The organism is Bacillus sp. PK6-013 (assembly GCF_054161445.1).
In genome coordinates this window covers 3,717,574-3,734,958 of sequence record NZ_CP096417.1, presented here as the reverse complement: position 1 = coordinate 3,734,958, position 17,385 = coordinate 3,717,574, and the positions used below count along the sequence as shown (strand labels likewise).

The following is a 17,385-nucleotide window of genomic DNA, read 5'->3' as shown; positions in this document are numbered from 1 at the left end:
ACCAATTTTAATGGTAAAAGCCCATGGGAGATCTCTCATGGGCTTTTTTTGGAAAGGGGAGATATGTTATATGAAGTTAGCAACAAAAATTATTATCGCTCTATTACTCGGTGCAGCCGTCGGTATTATACTGAACGTCACTTCGCCGGATGTATTTAGCAAGCTTAATACATTTTTATTCGGGCCGCTCGGCACGATCTTCCTCAACTTAATTAAAATGCTCGTTGTACCGATTGTTTTCTTTTCTCTCACTTTAGGGGTAGCAGGACTTGGAGATCCAAAGAAACTGGGCAGAATCGGTGCCAAAACGATTTCTTTCTTTTTAGTTACAACGGCAATTGCCATTATTATCGGACTTATTTTAGCGTTGGTCATCAAACCGGGAACCATCGGAACGTATGATACAAGCGCAGCGGAATATTCAGCACAGAAAGCGCCAAGCATTGCCGAAACGCTTTTGAATATCATTCCGACAAACCCGGTTCAGGCAATGGCTGAAGGAAATATGCTGCAAATCATTGCTTTCTCCATTTTGGTCGGTCTCGGAATTACGATGCTCGGCAAAAAAGCGGACGCTCTTCTCAAAGTGGTTGAACAAGGTAACGATCTAATGATGTATCTCGTCAATCTCGTCATGAAGTTCGCACCGTACGGTACGTTCGGCTTGATTGCCGGGGCAATCGGAAGTCAAGGCTGGGACGCCATTAAAGCAATGGGGCTTTATATGATCGTCGTCATTCTGGCGCTGTTCATCCACACCATCGTCACATACGGCTCAGCGATTGCGTTTTTGGCAAAGCGGAACCCGCTCACATTCTTTAAAGATTTTTCAGAGGTTATGCTTGTTGCCTTCAGTACGTCAAGCAGCAACGCGACGCTTCCGGTTTCGATGGATGTCGCTCAAAGAAAGCTGAAAGTGCCAGAGCCGATCTCAAGCTTTGTTCAGCCGCTTGGAGCTACGATCAACATGGATGGCACGGCAATTATGCAAGGGGTAGCGACGGTCTTTATCGCTCAGGTGTACGGCAATGACCTGTCACTGACACAGCTGTTGATGGTTGTTCTCACCGCAGTGCTTGCCAGCATTGGAACAGCGGGTGTTCCGGGTGTCGGACTGATTATGCTCGCCATGGTTCTTCAAACAGTTGGCCTTCCAGTTGAAGGAATTGCGCTAATATTGGGAATTGACCGACTTCTGGACATGATTCGGACGGCTGTCAATACAACAGGTGATGCAGCATGCGCAGTCATCGTCACCGAAACGGAAAAGAAACACGGCAAAATCGAAGCCCCTCATAGTGAAGTGTCCGTGTAACTCAAAAATGATATAATCAAACAGTGCCTTTTCGGCACTGTTTATTTTTTTGGGAAAGAGGAGGGGGCTATGACAAAGCAGCCTGTTTTACATATAGAAAATGTTGATAAAATCATAGACGGCAAAACGATATTGAAGGATATCCGCTTAACGGCGGATGAAGGGGAGATCATCGGCCTGCTTGGACCGAACGGATCAGGAAAAACGACCCTCATCAAATTGATTACCGGGTTAATTAAAATGAAGAGCGGATCAATTGTCATAAACGGCTTTCCGATTGACCGCCAATTTGAAAAAGCGATCCGGTCGGTCGGAGCCATCGTTGAAAATCCAGAATTTTATCCGTATCTGACAGGCTATGAAAATCTGAAACACTATGCAAATATGCACGCTGGAATCGGTCGGGATAGACTGGCGGAAGTGATCAGCAGGGTCGGGCTAGAAGATGCCGCAGAAGACAAGGTCAAAACATACTCGCTCGGAATGAAACAGCGCCTCGGTATTGCCCAGGCGATTCTTCACCGGCCGAAGCTGCTGATTTTGGACGAGCCGACAAACGGATTGGACCCGGCGGGAATGAAAGATTTCCGCGAACACTTGCGTGAGCTTGCCGAAGAAGAAGGAACGGCGATCCTGTTTGCGACCCACTTGCTGAAGGAAGTGGAAGATTTGTGCGATCGGGTCGTCATTCTTCAACAAGGGAAAATCAAATCAACCGTCGTCCTCAATGATGCGGATGAAAAGCAGGAAAAGGCGATGCTGGAGGTACAGCCCTATGACAAAGCGCTTCAGTGGCTGAAAGACCAGGGATACGAAGCCCGCGCCGAAAAAGGTCTCCTCGCCGTAAAGGTGGCGAAAGCGCAAATTCCTGCTTTAAATCAACAGCTTGTCGCCAATGAGATTGACGTCTATTCGATCGCTCCGTTTAAGCAGTCTCTCGAGGATGAATATATGGCGCGGACGAATGGAACGGAAGAGAGGAATACTGATGTTTAAACTGATTCAAAACGAGCATGTTAAATTGCTGAAGCGAAAAGTAACATTTGTATCGCTGGCGCTGATCGCAGTCTTTCAATTTCTCCTCGCGCTCATAACGAAAAGAATCCTGATGAGCGCCGGGACAGAGGATCATTTTATCGGCTATTTTTCATTCACCCCAAACCTGAATATCCTCTTGCAGGGGCTTTCGATTGTGGTGGCGGCTTCAATTATATCTTTTGAATATGATAAAAAGACGATTAAATTTTTGCTGATCCGCCCTGTCAGAAGAGAAAAAATTCTTGTTTCAAAATACGTGACGAGCGTGCTCGCAAGCATTTGGCTCTTTATCATTTACTACGGATTTTCTTTATTGTTCGGTCTGCTCTTTTTCGGCGTGAAGCTCGACGAAAAAGCGGAGCCGCTCTTTATCAATACGGTGACAATGATCGGTACGCAGTGGTTTGAAGTATGGATGATGGTTTCCTTTGCGTTTTTATGCTCTGCATTGTTTAAAAGCAGCGCGCTCAGCATCATGGTGTCGATCGTCGTGTTGTACGGCGCCAAAATGCTTGTGACGATCATGTCTTATTTGGAAAAACCGCTCGGTAAATTTTTGTTGTTCGCTAATACTGATTTAACGCAATACGCCGGTGAGGCCAAGCCGCTTTTTAGCGGGATGACGCCTTTGTTTTCACTCGTCATCGTCTTTCTCCATCTCGTGTTTTTTCTCGGAACGGCGTGGTGGGCCTTTTGTAAACGCGATATGAAAGTATAAAATATTTTGTCTAAAGTGTGACAAAAGGAATGACATTTTTGTGAAATATGTCGTAATTACCGTGTGAATTTCCTATCCTAAATTATAATTTTAGGATAAGGGAATGGGGGATGAGACATCCATGAAAAAATTTATTACGGCATTGCCGATTGTATTGCTGTTGTCATTTTCATTTGTTTCTTTTGCCTTTAATTTCGATCATCTTGTCTATTTTAGACTTGCGCTCGGGCTCTTTTCGCTCGCAGGTTTGTTTCTGTTATATAAATTGAAAAACGGCGTCCGCTTCTTTATGGCGTATCTTTATGGAAGCTGGGTCGTGCTGGCCGGAATCGCCGCATATGAAGAACCGCTTTTTTCCGATTTCTTCTTCGGCGGTCTCACGATCACGATGGGCTACTTAACCTACATGCTGATTTATCTCGGTATGAAGGTTGACCGTCGCGGCGGTCAAGCCGTTTAGTCAAAAGCGCACCTCGCTGAAGGTGCGCTTTTTTGTTTTGCCAAGGGTATCATTTGCACAACAAGCCGTGAACGAACTATAATACTTATTAAATCTATCGGAATTTGGTCAGGAGGATGCCGGTGTGTGTTCAATATTTGTGAAAACGGAAAGGCAGCAGGAATGGCTCGGTAAAATCGGGAAACTGGCGGATGAATTTGAGAAAACAGCAGCGTATTATGACGAACATGCCCAATTTCCCGCAGAACATATTCAAAAGCTGCGGGATTCAGGCTACACAGCGCTGACGGTCGGAAAAGAATACGGGGGAGAAGGCATTTCACTCTACGATATGCTTTTGTTTCAGGAACGGCTTGCCAAAGGAGACGGACCGACAGCTCTCAGCATCGGCTGGCACTTGAGCGTGATGGGAGAACTGGCGGAAGGAAACAGCTGGGACCGGCATGTGTTTTCATCGATTTCACAGGAAGCATTAAAGGGCGCGCTGATCAACAGAGCTGCAAGTGAAGCGCAGACGGGAAGCCCGACAAGAGGAGGACGTCCCGGAACCCATGCGGTTAAAAAGAATGGCGGATGGATTGTAAACGGACGTAAAACATTTACAACGATGTCTCCGGTTCTCGACTACTTTCTTGTCACCGCTTGGATTGAAGAGAAGCAAACGATTGGCGTTTTCTTGATCCATAAAGATGCGGAAGGCTTGGCAATAGAAGAAACGTGGGATATGGCGGCGATGAGGGGTACGGGAAGCCACGATTTGGTGCTGACCGATGTCCGTCTCGACGAATCCATGCTTGTCGAGCTGTTGGCGGGTAAAAGAACGGATAAAGTCAACGGCTGGCTGCTTCATATACCGGCTGTTTATCTAGGTATCGCGCAAGCAGCGAGAGATTATGCCGTCCAATTTGCAAAAGACTATCAGCCGAACAGTTTGAAAGGTCCGATTAAAGAAGTGCCTGCTGTTCAGCGTCATATCGGCGAAATCGATTTGGAACTCATGAAAGCCCGCCACTTTATGTATCATGTCGCAGAGCTTTATGATGACCCGGAGCGCCGCGCCTTTTTAACAGGTGAGCTTGGAGCGGTTAAACATACAGTAACGAATACGGCCATTGCTGTCGTAGACAGGGCGATGAGAGTCGTCGGAGCGAAGAGCCTGGCGAGAACGAACCCGCTCCAAAGATTCTATCGCGATGTCCGGGCGGGCCTCCACAATCCGCCGATGGATGATGCGACAATCGGCAAGCTTGCTGGCATTGCATTCAGTGAATAGTAAAAAAGAAGCCGTTCAAAATGAGCGGCTTCTTTTTTAAGTTTGTTTTGCTTTAGACATTGCCAAAAGGCGGTTCTCGTGTCTGCGGTCGATCTTGTCATAAATGACTTCCATTTCTTTCGGGTTCTTGGCGATTTCTTTCTTATATTCTTCGACAAGCTGATGAAAGGTTTTAATCTTCCGTTTTGACATGATTATCCGCCTTTCTTGTTGGATTGGTATTCGCTTTCAAGTTCGCTTAAAGACAATTCGTAAAGGTGGCGCTCTTCTTTTTTATATATGCCAATCTGGATAAGCCGCTGAATGAGTTGTTTCTTTCTCATTTCCACTGCTTTCTTTAATTGAGGGGCCATGTGATCACCTCGTCAACCGTTAGTGATATTGATAATCATTATCAATTAAGGGTATTATACTAAATAGTATCCCCGAATGTAAAGAGACATCCTTAAAATAATATTGAATAAAATCGAAAAATATGAATTATTATCCAAAAACACATATAAAAAAAGAAGCCGACAAGGGCTTCACAACTAGAAAAAATAATTGCAAAATAGGAACAAAAAACATTCTACCTGAATATAAAAAACGAATCAAGAACTTTTTGCGAAATTTCGACATTTTCGTTTCCCGGGAAATACTCGTGTCGAATTATTAATGAAAGCTCACTTTTATGAAACAAATATTGCTGCTGTCCCGTCTTGTATAAAAAGGACATGGGCGTTCCCATGTCCTGCGGTTCAGACAAAAAATCAGAACTTTAAACGAATTAGCTAATATGTTCAGCCAGGAACTCGTTCACTTCTTCAGGTGTTTTGGCATTTGCACTGTGAAGGTGACCCGTTTTTTCGCCGTTTTTGAAAATCAACAGGCTTGGAATGCCCATGACCTGATACTTATCGGCAAGTTCAGGAAGATCGTCTTTATTCAGCTCATACCAGTCATTTTCCTGATAAGCCTCAAGAATGTCTCCAATGAACATGTTCATGCGTGTACAGTCCGGGCACCAGTCAGCATAAAATTTGACGATGATTTCTTTATCGGATTGGATCAGTTCATTAAATTGTGCTTCTGTTGTGATTTTTTTCAATTGCAACCTCTCCTTTTCAATGCCATTTTAATATAAAATGAAAAGGATTTACATACAAATGCTTTTTATATGCTGTTTTTAGACCGTATTAAAATAATTAGATCATTTTCCCGGGAAAGTGATAAGATAGTAAAGATGAATCCAGTGGGGGGAGTACGAATTGAAGACAAGATTAGGATTGGTATACGGCGGAAAATCAGCGGAGCATAACGTTTCTCTGCAAACCGCGCTGGCCGTCACGAAAGCATTAGATACTGAAAAATTTGATATACACCCGATTTATATAACAGAAAAAGGCGAGTGGGTGAGAGGGCCGCAACTGACAGAACCGGTTTCAAATGTGAAAATGCTTCAGTTTGAACAGACGGGCCAGACATTTTCTCCGGCATTGCTGAACCGCGATATGTTTCCGGGCGAAGCTGATGTAAAAGAAGACTCGATTGATGTTGTTTTCCCGCTTTTGCACGGACCGAATGGGGAAGACGGCACCATTCAAGGCATGCTTGAACTATTGAACGTGCCATATGTGGGCAACGGAGTCTTAGCTTCCTCTGCGGGCATGGATAAAGTGGTCATGAAGCATCTGTTTGCACAGGCAGGGCTTGACCAGGCGAAATACGTTTCATTTGTGAAAAAAACATGGAGTCACTCCAAAGAAGAAAGCTATGATCAAGTGGAAGCTGAGCTTGGTTATCCGTGCTTCGTAAAACCGGCTAACCTTGGATCAAGCGTCGGGATCAGCAAATGCAGAAACCGTGAAGAGCTTGACCAAGCCTTTGAGCTTGCATTTCAATATGACCGGAAAATTGTCGTTGAAGAGGGCGTCATCGGACGCGAAATAGAACTCGGCGTTCTGGGGAATGATGAACCTGTCTGCTCAGTCGCGGGGGAAATCGCTCCGAAGAAAGATTTTTATGACTATAAAGCAAAATATGAAGACGGCGACACTGATTTGATTATTCCGGCTTCCCTGACAGAGGACGAATACGAAACAATGCGCAGCATGGCGGTCAAAGCGTTTCAGGCGATTGACGGCTCAGGCCTTGTGAGAGCGGACTTTTTCCTTACAAACGAAGGCAGGGTCCTGATCAATGAAGTCAATACGATGCCGGGATTCACACCGTTCAGCATGTTCCCGCTTCTCTGGAAGCAATCAGGGGTTGAGTATGCTGAACTGATTGAAAAACTTGTCGCTTTGGCAATCGATCGGCACGAAGAAAAACAGCAGATCAAACATACATTTTAACGGGACGGAGCGGACCGAATCCGGGGGAAAGCGGTTCGCCCTTATATACAGCTGCAGACACTATCCTTATTTGTGGTAGTGTCTCTTTTCCTTGCTGGAGAAAGAGAGGGACATACATGATAACGAGAACGGTAAAAGAAATTGCTGAAATGTCGGAAGGCGTTTTGACGAATGAAGCTTTTGAAGGGCGTCTCGTCAAAGGCGTCTCAACCGATTCGAGAAAACTGGCGAAAGACCAACTGTTTATTCCGCTTGCAGGCGAGCGGTTCAATGGTCACGTTTTTGCAGAGCAGGCTTTTCAGGAAGGCGTCGCAGCCGTGCTGTGGAACCGGAGCGAACCGAATCCTCCGGAAGGGAAGCCGGTCATTTTAGTTGACGATACGCTGGAAGCGCTGCAGAAGCTTGCGAAGGCATACAGGCATCAGCTGGACGTGAAAATCGTCGGCGTGACCGGTTCAAATGGGAAAACGACGACAAAAGACATGATTCATGCTGTGTTGGGCACCGAGTATAAAGTGCATAAGACAGAAGGAAACTATAATAACCACATCGGCCTGCCCCTGACGATTCTGGCGATGCCGGAAGATACGGAAATCGCCATTTTGGAGATGGGGATGAGCGCCAAAGGGGAAATTGATTTTCTGACACGTCTGGCGCGTCCTGATATCGCCGTCATCACAAACATCGGCGAATCGCACCTCCTTGAACTCGGATCAAGAGAAGGAATTGCAGAGGCAAAGCTCGAAATTGTCAATGGGCTTTCAAAAGAGGGCACACTCATTTATATCGGAGATGAACCGCTGCTCGCCGAAAGGCTGAACCAGCCGCTTTACGAGACAAAGACGTTTGGAGAGGATCCGGCTTTCGACTATCAGCTTAAGGATATGACGCAGACGGAAGAGGGCACGGCATTCCGCGTCAGAGGGATCGAAAACCGGTTCTTCATCCCGGTGCTCGGAAAGCATAATGTGAAAAACGCTTTAGCTGCGATTGCGGCCGGAGACCTTCTGAATGTCAGCAGGACTCATATTGCAGAAGGGCTGACGAAACTGAAAGTGACCGGTATGCGGCTTGAGCTTGTAAAGACACGGGCCGGCGTTGCGATCATTAATGACGCCTATAATGCAAGTCCGACATCCATGAAAGCGGCGATCGAGCTTGTCGACCAGATGAAGGGATACGGCAAGAAAATGCTCGTTCTCGGCGATATGCTGGAGCTCGGCGAAGGAGAGAAAGGGTTTCATGAAGACATCGGGCAGGCAGTCAATCCGGACTCAATCGACTTTTTATTTACGTACGGGGATCTCGGTGCATATATTGCAAAAGGGGCGCTTAAACATTTTCCAGAACACCGCGTCCTTCATTTCAACCCGGAAAACAAAGACGGTTTGAAAAAGACATTGAAAGAAAAAGCGAATACAGGGGATCTGATCCTTGTCAAAGCGTCCAGAGGCATGCGTCTTGAGGATGTTATAAAAGATTTGTAAGGGAACATTGAATCATAAAGTCGTTTTTTATGTGATCATCAGTAAAAGAAAACGGGTGAATGGTCATGATAGGATGTTTATGCATTCACGGATTTACCGGAGCACCGTATGAATTGGAACCGCTGGCTTCTCATTTAAAACAAACGGCCGATTGGCGAGTCGAAATGATCACGCTGCCCGGGCACGGGGAGATGCCGGTTTTAAAAGGCGTCTGTTTTCAGGAATGGATCGCTTGCGCAGAAGTGGAGCTTGTCCGTTTGTTGAAAACGTGTGATACGGTATTTTTAATCGGATTTTCAATGGGCGGGATGATTGCCGCCTATTTAGCCGGAAAATATCCGGTCAGCCGCCTTGTCCTGTTGAGCGCGGCTGCCCAGTACATCAGCCCGGGACAGCTGATCCAGGATTTGAAGAATGTGATCAAAGATTCTTTGCAAGGCAAGCTTGAGGATAATCTGCTTTACAAAAGGTACAAACAAAAGCTGACAAGCACCCCGGTGTCTTCAGCATTTCAGTTTCGCAAGCTCGTTAAGATGACAAAGCCTGCTTTGAAAAACCTCCGCATCCCTGTGCTCATTGTTCAGGGGGAATGCGATTCAATCGTGCCGCTGTCAAGCGCGTATTATCTTTATGAAACCATACCTTCCGAAGAGAAAGAGCTGTGCCTCTTGCCGGAATCCAAGCACCATGTCTGCCTTGAAGAAAACTCCGCTGTCCTCTTTCAAACCGTTGAGGCGTTTCTCAAAAAAACGCCGATTGAATCCATAAAAAAATAAATAATTGAACGGCAATCTGCAAAAAATAATCGGGGATGCGGGCAGAGAAAAATGAGTGTATGCTGTCGAAAGCCGCACAAGCCTGTGTTACAATGTGTAAAAGACGTCAACAGGCGGGCTTGACGTTTCGCGGACGGTTGTCCCAGAGGTCTATAGATGGCTGCCGAACCGGCGAGAGAGCACACTGCTCATTTTCATCTTGTTGAAAAACGTATAACGGAATGGTAATATAACATGTAAAGTAATTCGGGCTTTGCATAAGTATGGACCTGTCCTTTGCACAAAGGGCAGTTTTTATTGATAAAACACGATTACTGAAACAGTAAGCAGAAGGAGTTTGAATACATTGACAATAACGTTTCAAGATTTTCAATTAAGTTCTGATCTCACAAAAGCGATCAAGCGTATGGGATTTGAAGAGGCAACACCGATTCAGGCACAAACGATTCCGCTCGGCCTTGCAAATAAAGATGTGATCGGACAAGCGCAAACGGGAACAGGAAAAACGGCTGCATTTGGCATCCCCCTTGTTGAGAAAATCAACCCCGAGTCTCCTAACATTCAAGCCATTGTTATCGCACCTACTCGTGAATTAGCCATTCAAGTTTCTGAAGAGCTATATAAAATTGGACAGGATAAACGCGCTCGCGTGCTGCCGATTTACGGTGGACAGGATATCGGACGCCAGATTCGCGCGCTTAAGAAAAATCCTCATATTATCGTCGGAACACCTGGCCGTTTGCTTGACCATATCAACCGCCGCACAATGCGTCTTCAAACAGTGAACACCGTTGTGCTTGATGAAGCGGATGAAATGCTGAACATGGGATTCATCGAAGATATCGAATCCATCCTTTCCAATGTGCCCGCTGAGCATCAAACATTGCTGTTTTCTGCAACAATGCCTGCTCCGATTAAACGGATTGCAGAACGTTTCATGACCAACCCGGAGCACGTGAAAGTGAAAGCGAAGGAAATGACAGTATCAAACATTCAGCAGTTCTACCTTGAAGTACATGAACGCAAAAAGTTTGATACGCTGACACGTCTTCTTGACATCCAGTCTCCTGAACTGGCGATTGTATTCGGCCGGACAAAGCGCCGCGTCGATGAACTGACAGAAGCGCTTAATCTGCGCGGTTATACAGCTGAAGGAATCCACGGCGATTTGACTCAGGCGAAGCGGATGGTGGCACTCCGGAAATTTAAGCAAGGCGCAATTGAAGTGCTCGTTGCGACAGACGTTGCGGCGCGTGGCCTTGATATTTCAGGGGTAACGCACGTCTACAACTTCGATGTGCCGCAAGATCCTGAAAGCTATGTTCACCGCATCGGAAGAACGGGACGCGCAGGCAAAACAGGAATGGCGATGACCTTCATTACACCGCGCGAAAAAGACATGCTCCGCGCCATCGAGCAGACGACAAAACGCAAAATGGACCGCATGAAAGCACCGACTCTAGATGAGGCGATTGAAGGACAGCAGCAGGTGACGGTTGACCGCCTCCGGACGATCATCGAGGAAAATAACCTGAACTTCTATATGACGGCTGCAGCGGAATTATTGGAAGACCATGATTCTGTGACAGTTGTTGCGGCTGCCATTAAAATGATGACCAAAGAGCCGGACAACACGCCTGTCCGTTTGACGGAAGAGGCTCCGCTCAGAACGAAGCGAAATAAAAGTCACCACCCCCGTTCATCAAAACGCAGAGACGGCGGCGGCTACAGAGGAAAGAACAATCGTTCATCTTATGATAAAAAGCGTTCTTCGAATGACAGACGCCAAAAAAAATCATATAATTCATAATCAAAAGGCGGATCCTTTTTTACGGATTCGCCTTTTTTTAAAAACGAAAGTCTTTATCCGAAACATTTTCAGCCTAAGACCGTAAATAGAACTAGATTGGGGGAATCGAGTTTTGAGAAGCGAGCCGAAAAATCAAATAAGCCGCGATGGCGTAAAAGTCTGGAGAATTACAGCTTGTATCACATCATTCGTTTTAATGCTGGCTGCAGCAGGCCTTGTTGCCGCAGGGTTGATATTTAAATGGCCGGTATGGATCGGCATTTTGTCAGCAGCCGTTTGGCTGGTGATTTCATTTGTCATCATTATTATTATTCCGAATATCCGCCACAGAATATGGCGCTACGAAGTCCATGAGAACGAAATCGATATTCAGCACGGCATCTTTGTGGTGACCCGCGTGATCGTTCCGATGGTCAGAGTCCAGCATGTTGATACATCGCAGGGCCCCATCCTCAGAAAATATAATCTCGCCTCCGTGCAAATTTCAACAGCCGCGACGACCCATTCCATTCCCGCTCTGGATGTTGAAGAGGCGGATCATCTCAGGGACTCCATTTCCAGGCTGGCAAGGGTGACTGAAGATGATGTCTGAACCGAGACGCATGCACCCCGCCGCCGTCATTCTCAACTTTATCAAAGGCCTTGTTGAGACCGTTAAAAACTTTATCATTCCATTTGGCGTAGTGCTTTTTTTAAATCAGTCGCACACAGTCAAAATGCTGGCGATCGCCGCGGCCGTGCTGTTTTTCATTGCTTTGGTCGTGACGAGCATCATCAAGTGGAGCAAATTTACATACCGTATCGAAGAGGATGAATTGCGAATTGAGGAAGGCCTGATTAATAAGAAAAAAAGGTATATTCCGATCGAACGGATTCAAACGATCAACACGAGCGCTGGCCTCATTCAGCAAATATTCAAGCTGGTGAAGCTTCAAGTCGAAACGGCAAGCGGAGGAACGGAAGCGGAAGTTTCCTTGGTCGCCATTACCCAGGCAGAAGCCGAACGTATTCAGCAAGCGCTTTTCGAAAGGAAAAAAGCGGCGGAAAGCACTGGAGCCGATGTCACGGATCCGCAGGAAGAGACTGCTGCAGAGGCGGAGGAAACAGCGGAAGAACCGCAAATGATGTACAAAATGACCGGGCAGGAGCTTTTAACTGCAGCGTCAACATCAAGCGGGATCGGCGTCATTATTTCAGGGGTATTCGCTTTTTTCACTCAAGTCGACGACTTCTTTGATTTGGACTGGCTGTATGACCGTTTTGCTTTTTTGAATAGCGCTGGAGCGACTGTCATCGCCTTAGCCGCTTTTGTTGCCCTTTTCATCGCATGGCTTCTCAGCATTGTCGGGATGCTTTTGAAATACGCGAATTTTACAGTCGTGCGTAAAGAGAAAGAAATCGTCATTTCTAGAGGGCTGATTGAAAAGCATCAAATCACGATTCCGCTGCAGCGGATTCAAGCGATTAAAATTAAGGAGAGTCTGATCAGGCAGCCTTTTGGACTTGCAGCCGTCACGATCGTCAGCGCAGGCGGAAACGTTTTGGAAGAAGATAAATCTGCCGTCCTATTTCCGATTATCAGCAAAAAAATGATCAAACAGCGCCTCGGAGAACTCATTCCGGATTATGCGCCGGAAGACGATTTGAACCGCTTGCCGAAACGCGCACTGCGCCGTTATATCCTGCGCGCATCCTGGCCGGTTCTCGCCGTCGTTCCGCTTTCTATTCTGTTTCCGCCGTGGGGCTATTTGTCCGCTGTATTGATTCCTTTTTACTGGATCATCGGCTACTTATCATACCGCGATGCCGGCTGGAAGATCAGCGGCAGCAAAATCATCATGTCATCGCGCTTCATCGGCAGAACAACCGCTGTCATTCAGCGCAGGCGCATGCAGGTGTTCGAAGTCAGCCGCTCGTATTTCCAGCGCAGAAGACAGCTTGTTTCGATCCATACATCAACAAAATCATCTGCTTTAATGGAGAAGTTTTCGGTGGCTGATGTCGAGGAGAAAGATTCGGACGATATTTTTGCATGGTATTCTTATGAAAAAAGAGTGAACGGTTAAAAGCCGTTCACTCTTTTATTTAACAACGGAGGAGCCAGAGCGAGTCCGCCCAGCAGTCCGAAGATGTGCGCCATGATATTGATATTTTGGTTGACAAACGTCATCAAAACCGAAATGGCGAGGATGGTGACGATGATTTGGGAATTGGCGCTTCCCATCAGCTCTTTTCTAAACAGCACGATGTACAGGTACACACCGAACAATCCGAATATCGCTCCTGAAGCACCGACATGCATATACTCCAGCGGTTCGATGAAATACGTGCCGATATTGCCGATCACTCCTGTCCCAATATAAACGATGAGAAACTTGAGTTTCCCGAGCATTCGTTCCAGCCCGGGGGCAAATAAAAAGATCGACATCGAATTAAAGAGCAGGTGGCCGAACCCGGCGTGAATAAAGATCGGTGTCACAAACCTCCACCATTCTCCATTCGCTATCCCCCAGTTAAATCCAATCAATAAATCAGACCACATCTGTACGGCCGTCAACGGAAGTAAAAAAAGAATCCAGATGGCAAGCTGCAGGGCCAGTATGGCTGATGTGACCGGATAGAGCCTGATAAACGTCTGAAAATTTTCTGTTCTGATAAACATGCTTATGATTTAAGCCCCTTTACAATGATCTCGTACATATATAGTAACACGTTTATGAACAGGCAGCGGCGATTAGTACGGAGGAGAAAAATGATTTTGAAAGGTTGTCATGCTAGTCTGCATATTGTCTGAGACACGCTCATATATTGGGTAGTGCAATAAGGGAGACGAGTCGTTGCAGGCTTTTATGGTACGCACGCCGATACAGCCGGCCCTGTTCTTATGGCGTACCGTTAAAGTCGAACAAGCGGTTTCTTCCTTTTTACATCAATGATTAAAAAGGGGTTGAAAAAAGGTGAGAAAAAGCTTTGTTTTGCTTTTAACGGGGCTGCTTGTAATCCTTATGCTTTCTGCCTGCGGCCAAAAATCGCAAGAAGATGTTGTGACGGGGCTCGACAAGAAGGCAAAAGAATACACGTCCTATAAGGCAAAAGCGAAAATGACGATTGAAACGGGAAATGAACCGCAGGAGTACAATGTGGAAATCTGGCATAAAAAACCTTCTCTTTACCGGGTCTATTTGGAAAACCCGAAAAAAGACCAGAGCCAGGTGATCTTGCGCAATGAAAACGGCGTGTTTGTTTTGACTCCGTCGCTGAATAAAAGCTTCCGCTTCCACAGCGACTGGCCTAATAACAGCAGCCAAGTATACTTATTCGAATCGCTCGTAAAAGATGTCAAAAATGATGGGGAAGCTTCTTTTTCCGCAAAGGATTCAAAATACATTTTTGAAACGAAGACGAATTATCAGCATAATCAGATGCTGCCGACCCAGGAAATCGTTTTCCATAAAAAAAACATGGCTCCTTCATCGGTTAAGGTGATGGACACGGACCGCAAACCGATGGTAAAGGTTGAGTTTACAAGCTTTGAATTCGATAAGCCGCTCGATAAAGACGCATTTGATGAAAAGAAAAATATGACGCTGTCTCAAATTGACGTAGCGACAAGCGCGGACGTGTCAGACTCTTTCGCCGTCAAAACGCCGCTCGATGTGCCTCAGGGCGTGAAAAAGCTTGAGGAGAAAGAAATGGCGACTGAAGACGGCAAACGAATCGTCATCACATACGGCGGTGAAAAGTCCTTTACATTGATTCAGGAAAAAGCCCACGTCGCCAAAACATCTACTTCTGTGTCCATGAACGGAGAGCCGGTTGACCTCGGCTTCACGGTCGGCGCACTGACGGATAAATCGTTGTCATGGACTTATGACGGAGTCGACTATTTCATCTCATCAGAAGACCTTTCTCAAGATGAACTTCTGATGGTTGCCAAAAGCATGCAAGGCCAGTCTTCAAAATAGACTGTGCCTATCCAGCAGCCTGTTTTCCGCCCTGAAGCGGAAAGCAGGCTGTTTTTATATTTCCGGCGCAAGCGTATGTTTTCGACAGTTTTTCCGTAAAATGTATAGCGTGCCAGCAATTTTTCTCTTGTTCTGGGCAGTTGTTCCCGTACAAAATTTCCCTTTCTCCGAACTTTTTAGTATGATGGGAAGGACGATTGAAACAAGGAACAGGAAGTGTCATGATGAGCTTAAAACCATTCTATAGAAAGACATGGGCCGAAATCGATTTAACGGCTTTAAAAGAAAACGTGCGCAATATGAAGCGGCACATCGGCGAGCATGTCCACTTGATGGCCGTCGTTAAAGCGAATGCCTACGGACACGGGGATGCACAGGTAGCGAAGGCGGCTCTTGCAGAAGGGGCGTCCATTCTTGCTGTGGCTTTACTGGATGAAGCGCTTTCGCTGAGAGCGCAGGGGATTGAAGAACCGATTCTTGTCCTCGGCGCAGTGCCGCCCGAATATGCCGGCATTGCCGCGGAAAAGCGCATTACCGTGACGGGCTACTCAGCCGGCTGGCTGAAAGACGTGCTCGGTTTTCTCGGTGAGACCGAAGCTTCTCTTGAATATCATTTGAAGATCGACACGGGCATGGGCCGCCTTGGCTGCAAAACGGAAGAAGAGATCAAAGAAATGATGGAGATGACCGAATCGAGCGATAAACTCAATTGTACGGGCGTGTTCACTCATTTCGCGACGGCGGACGAAAAGGACACCGATTATTTCGACATGCAGCTTGACCGCTTTAAAGAATTGATCAGCCCTCTCCCGCTTGACCGTTTAATGGTGCATTCGTCAAACAGCGCCGCGGGTCTGCGCTTCAGGGAACAGCTCTTTAATGCCGTCCGCTTCGGCATCGGCATGTACGGTTTGGCGCCGTCAACCGAAATAAAAGACGAGCTGCCGTTTCGTCTGCGGGAAGTGTTTTCGCTTCATACCGAACTCACCCATGTGAAAAAAATTAAAAAAGGCGAGAGCGTCAGCTACGGGGCGACATATACGGCCAAACGCGACGAATGGATCGGGACAGTTCCCGTCGGGTATGCTGATGGATGGCTGAGGCGCCTGGCCGGGACGGAAGTGCTGATCGACGGAAAACGCCAAAAAATAGCAGGGAGAATCTGCATGGACCAGTTCATGATTTCCCTCGCCGAAGAATACCCTGTCGGCACAAAGGTTACCTTGATCGGGAAGCAAAAAGACGAATGGATTTCAGTCGACGAAATCGCCCAACATTTGCAGACGATCAATTATGAAATTACCTGTATGATAAGTTCAAGGGTGCCCCGTATGTTTTTGGAAAATGGGAGTATAATGGAAATAAGGAATCCGATCTTGCCTGATCAATCCTGAAAATTGATGAATTAGCGGAAAAACAACTTTGCTTGCGAAAAGAATAATGATATCATTATGGATGGAATGGATAGAGTGTTGTATCCGTAAGTTTGGTGGAGGTGTATGTTTTTGTCTGAATCCAGCGCAACAACTGAAATATTGATTCGCTTGCCAGAAGCTTTAGTATCAGAACTGGATGGTGTCGTCATGCAAGATAACGGGAGCAGAAATGAACTGATTTACCAAGCCACAAAAATGTATTTGCGCGAGCGCAAAAATCGACAAATTCGGGAATCGATGAGACGCGGTTATATGGAGATGGCCAAGATTAATTTGAACATCTCTTCTGAGGCTCAATTTGCAGAGTATGAGGCTGAAAACACAGTAGAGCGCTTAGTAAGCGGAGGATAATCATTTGATTGTTAAACGCGGCGATGTTTATTTTGCTGACCTATCTCCTGTTGTTGGCTCAGAACAAGGCGGGGTGCGCCCGGTTTTAGTGATTCAAAACAACATCGGCAATCGCTTCAGCCCAACTGCTATTGTTGCAGCCATAACAGCCCAAATACAGAAAGCAAAATTACCTACCCACGTCGAAATTGATGCGAAACGCTACGGTTTTGAAAGAGATTCCGTTATATTGCTCGAACAAATTCGGACGATTGACAAGCAAAGATTAACGGACAAAATCACCCATCTCGATGATGAAATGATGGAAAAGGTCAACGAAGCCTTACAAATCAGTTTGGCACTCATTGATTTTTAATATTGATGAAAGTTGCTCGAGGCGAAAGAGCAACTTTTTTTGTGTTCAAAAATAACAAACGATATAAT

General features: G+C 46.2%; 19 protein-coding genes. 15 read left to right on the top strand and 4 right to left on the bottom strand.

What is annotated here, in order from left to right; genetic code table 11:
- Positions 1-70 precede the first annotated feature (70 nt).
- From M1E03_RS18880 to M1E03_RS18860, 5 genes are all read left to right on the top strand, one after another.
- Positions 71-1,315 (top strand): dicarboxylate/amino acid:cation symporter, encoded by a 1,245-nt coding sequence (locus tag M1E03_RS18880; protein ID WP_023857881.1) that lies wholly within the window; start codon positions 71-73, stop codon positions 1,313-1,315.
- 69 nt (positions 1,316-1,384) lie between these two features.
- Positions 1,385-2,311, top strand: a complete 927-nt coding sequence (locus M1E03_RS18875; protein WP_023857880.1) for an ABC transporter ATP-binding protein — start codon at positions 1,385-1,387, stop codon at positions 2,309-2,311.
- Positions 2,304-3,071 carry an ABC transporter permease gene (locus tag M1E03_RS18870; RefSeq protein ID WP_023857879.1) on the top strand — a complete coding sequence of 256 codons (768 nt, stop codon included), beginning with the start codon at positions 2,304-2,306 and terminating at the stop codon, positions 3,069-3,071. Before M1E03_RS18875 ends, M1E03_RS18870 begins: the two co-directional genes overlap by 8 nt.
- A gap of 121 nt (positions 3,072-3,192) precedes the next feature.
- Positions 3,193-3,531 carry a hypothetical protein gene (locus M1E03_RS18865; RefSeq protein WP_023857878.1) on the top strand — a complete coding sequence of 113 codons (339 nt, stop codon included), beginning with the start codon at positions 3,193-3,195 and terminating at the stop codon, positions 3,529-3,531.
- Between the two features lie 124 nt (positions 3,532-3,655).
- Positions 3,656-4,804, top strand: coding sequence for an acyl-CoA dehydrogenase family protein (locus tag M1E03_RS18860; protein ID WP_023857877.1), 1,149 nt, complete (start codon positions 3,656-3,658; stop codon positions 4,802-4,804).
- A gap of 36 nt (positions 4,805-4,840) precedes the next feature.
- Here M1E03_RS18860 and fbpB read toward each other — a convergent pair whose 3' ends face one another.
- From fbpB to M1E03_RS18845, 3 genes are all read right to left on the bottom strand, one after another.
- Positions 4,841-4,996, bottom strand: a complete 156-nt coding sequence (gene fbpB / locus M1E03_RS18855) for a Fur-regulated basic protein FbpB (RefSeq protein WP_023857876.1) — start codon at positions 4,994-4,996, stop codon at positions 4,841-4,843.
- A 2-nt stretch (positions 4,997-4,998) separates the two neighbouring features.
- Positions 4,999-5,157: a Fur-regulated basic protein FbpA gene (gene fbpA / locus M1E03_RS18850; RefSeq protein ID WP_458110560.1), complete on the bottom strand. Its 159-nt coding sequence runs from the start codon at positions 5,155-5,157 to the stop codon at positions 4,999-5,001.
- Between the two features lie 413 nt (positions 5,158-5,570).
- A complete protein-coding gene (locus M1E03_RS18845) occupies positions 5,571-5,891 on the bottom strand; it encodes a thioredoxin family protein (RefSeq protein WP_003179104.1) in 321 nt (106 codons plus the stop codon).
- Between the two features lie 160 nt (positions 5,892-6,051).
- Here M1E03_RS18845 and M1E03_RS18840 point away from each other — a divergent pair, with 160 nt between their 5' ends.
- The 6 genes from M1E03_RS18840 to M1E03_RS18815 all read left to right on the top strand — a co-directional run bounded on the left by M1E03_RS18840 (position 6,052) and on the right by M1E03_RS18815 (position 13,276).
- A complete protein-coding gene (locus M1E03_RS18840; RefSeq protein WP_023857873.1) occupies positions 6,052-7,137 on the top strand; it encodes a D-alanine--D-alanine ligase in 1,086 nt (361 codons plus the stop codon).
- Positions 7,138-7,253: 116 nt separating this feature from the next.
- Positions 7,254-8,624 (top strand): UDP-N-acetylmuramoyl-tripeptide--D-alanyl-D-alanine ligase, encoded by a 1,371-nt coding sequence (locus tag M1E03_RS18835; RefSeq protein WP_328038368.1) that lies wholly within the window; start codon positions 7,254-7,256, stop codon positions 8,622-8,624.
- Positions 8,625-8,689: 65 nt separating this feature from the next.
- Positions 8,690-9,400, top strand: a complete 711-nt coding sequence (locus M1E03_RS18830; RefSeq protein WP_023857871.1) for an alpha/beta hydrolase — start codon at positions 8,690-8,692, stop codon at positions 9,398-9,400.
- A gap of 346 nt (positions 9,401-9,746) precedes the next feature.
- Entirely contained in the window at positions 9,747-11,210 is a 1,464-nt protein-coding gene (gene cshA / locus M1E03_RS18825; protein ID WP_023857870.1) for a degradosome RNA helicase CshA, read from the top strand.
- A 112-nt stretch (positions 11,211-11,322) separates the two neighbouring features.
- Positions 11,323-11,802 carry a PH domain-containing protein gene (locus M1E03_RS18820; protein WP_328066487.1) on the top strand — a complete coding sequence of 160 codons (480 nt, stop codon included), beginning with the start codon at positions 11,323-11,325 and terminating at the stop codon, positions 11,800-11,802.
- Positions 11,792-13,276: a PH domain-containing protein gene (locus M1E03_RS18815; RefSeq protein WP_105979270.1), complete on the top strand. Its 1,485-nt coding sequence runs from the start codon at positions 11,792-11,794 to the stop codon at positions 13,274-13,276. The genes M1E03_RS18820 and M1E03_RS18815 overlap by 11 nt, the downstream gene beginning before the upstream one ends.
- On the opposite strand, the gene M1E03_RS18810 is transcribed toward M1E03_RS18815, so the two are convergent.
- Complete coding sequence (locus tag M1E03_RS18810) at positions 13,273-13,872, bottom strand: rhomboid family intramembrane serine protease (protein ID WP_023857867.1); 600 nt, start codon at positions 13,870-13,872, stop codon at positions 13,273-13,275. The two genes, M1E03_RS18815 and M1E03_RS18810, sit on opposite strands and share 4 nt — an antisense overlap.
- A gap of 343 nt (positions 13,873-14,215) precedes the next feature.
- Between M1E03_RS18810 and M1E03_RS18805 the strand changes: the two genes are divergently transcribed.
- The 4 genes from M1E03_RS18805 (at position 14,216) to ndoA (ending at position 17,317) form a co-directional block, all read left to right on the top strand.
- Complete coding sequence (locus M1E03_RS18805; RefSeq protein ID WP_216921990.1) at positions 14,216-15,175, top strand: LolA family protein; 960 nt, start codon at positions 14,216-14,218, stop codon at positions 15,173-15,175.
- A 224-nt stretch (positions 15,176-15,399) separates the two neighbouring features.
- Entirely contained in the window at positions 15,400-16,569 is a 1,170-nt protein-coding gene (gene alr, locus M1E03_RS18800) for an alanine racemase (RefSeq protein ID WP_048349920.1), read from the top strand.
- A 111-nt stretch (positions 16,570-16,680) separates the two neighbouring features.
- Positions 16,681-16,962: a CopG family ribbon-helix-helix protein gene (locus tag M1E03_RS18795; protein WP_006638778.1), complete on the top strand. Its 282-nt coding sequence runs from the start codon at positions 16,681-16,683 to the stop codon at positions 16,960-16,962.
- A gap of 4 nt (positions 16,963-16,966) precedes the next feature.
- Entirely contained in the window at positions 16,967-17,317 is a 351-nt protein-coding gene (gene ndoA, locus M1E03_RS18790) for a type II toxin-antitoxin system endoribonuclease NdoA (RefSeq protein ID WP_003179128.1), read from the top strand.
- The last annotated feature ends 68 nt before the right edge of the window (positions 17,318-17,385 follow it).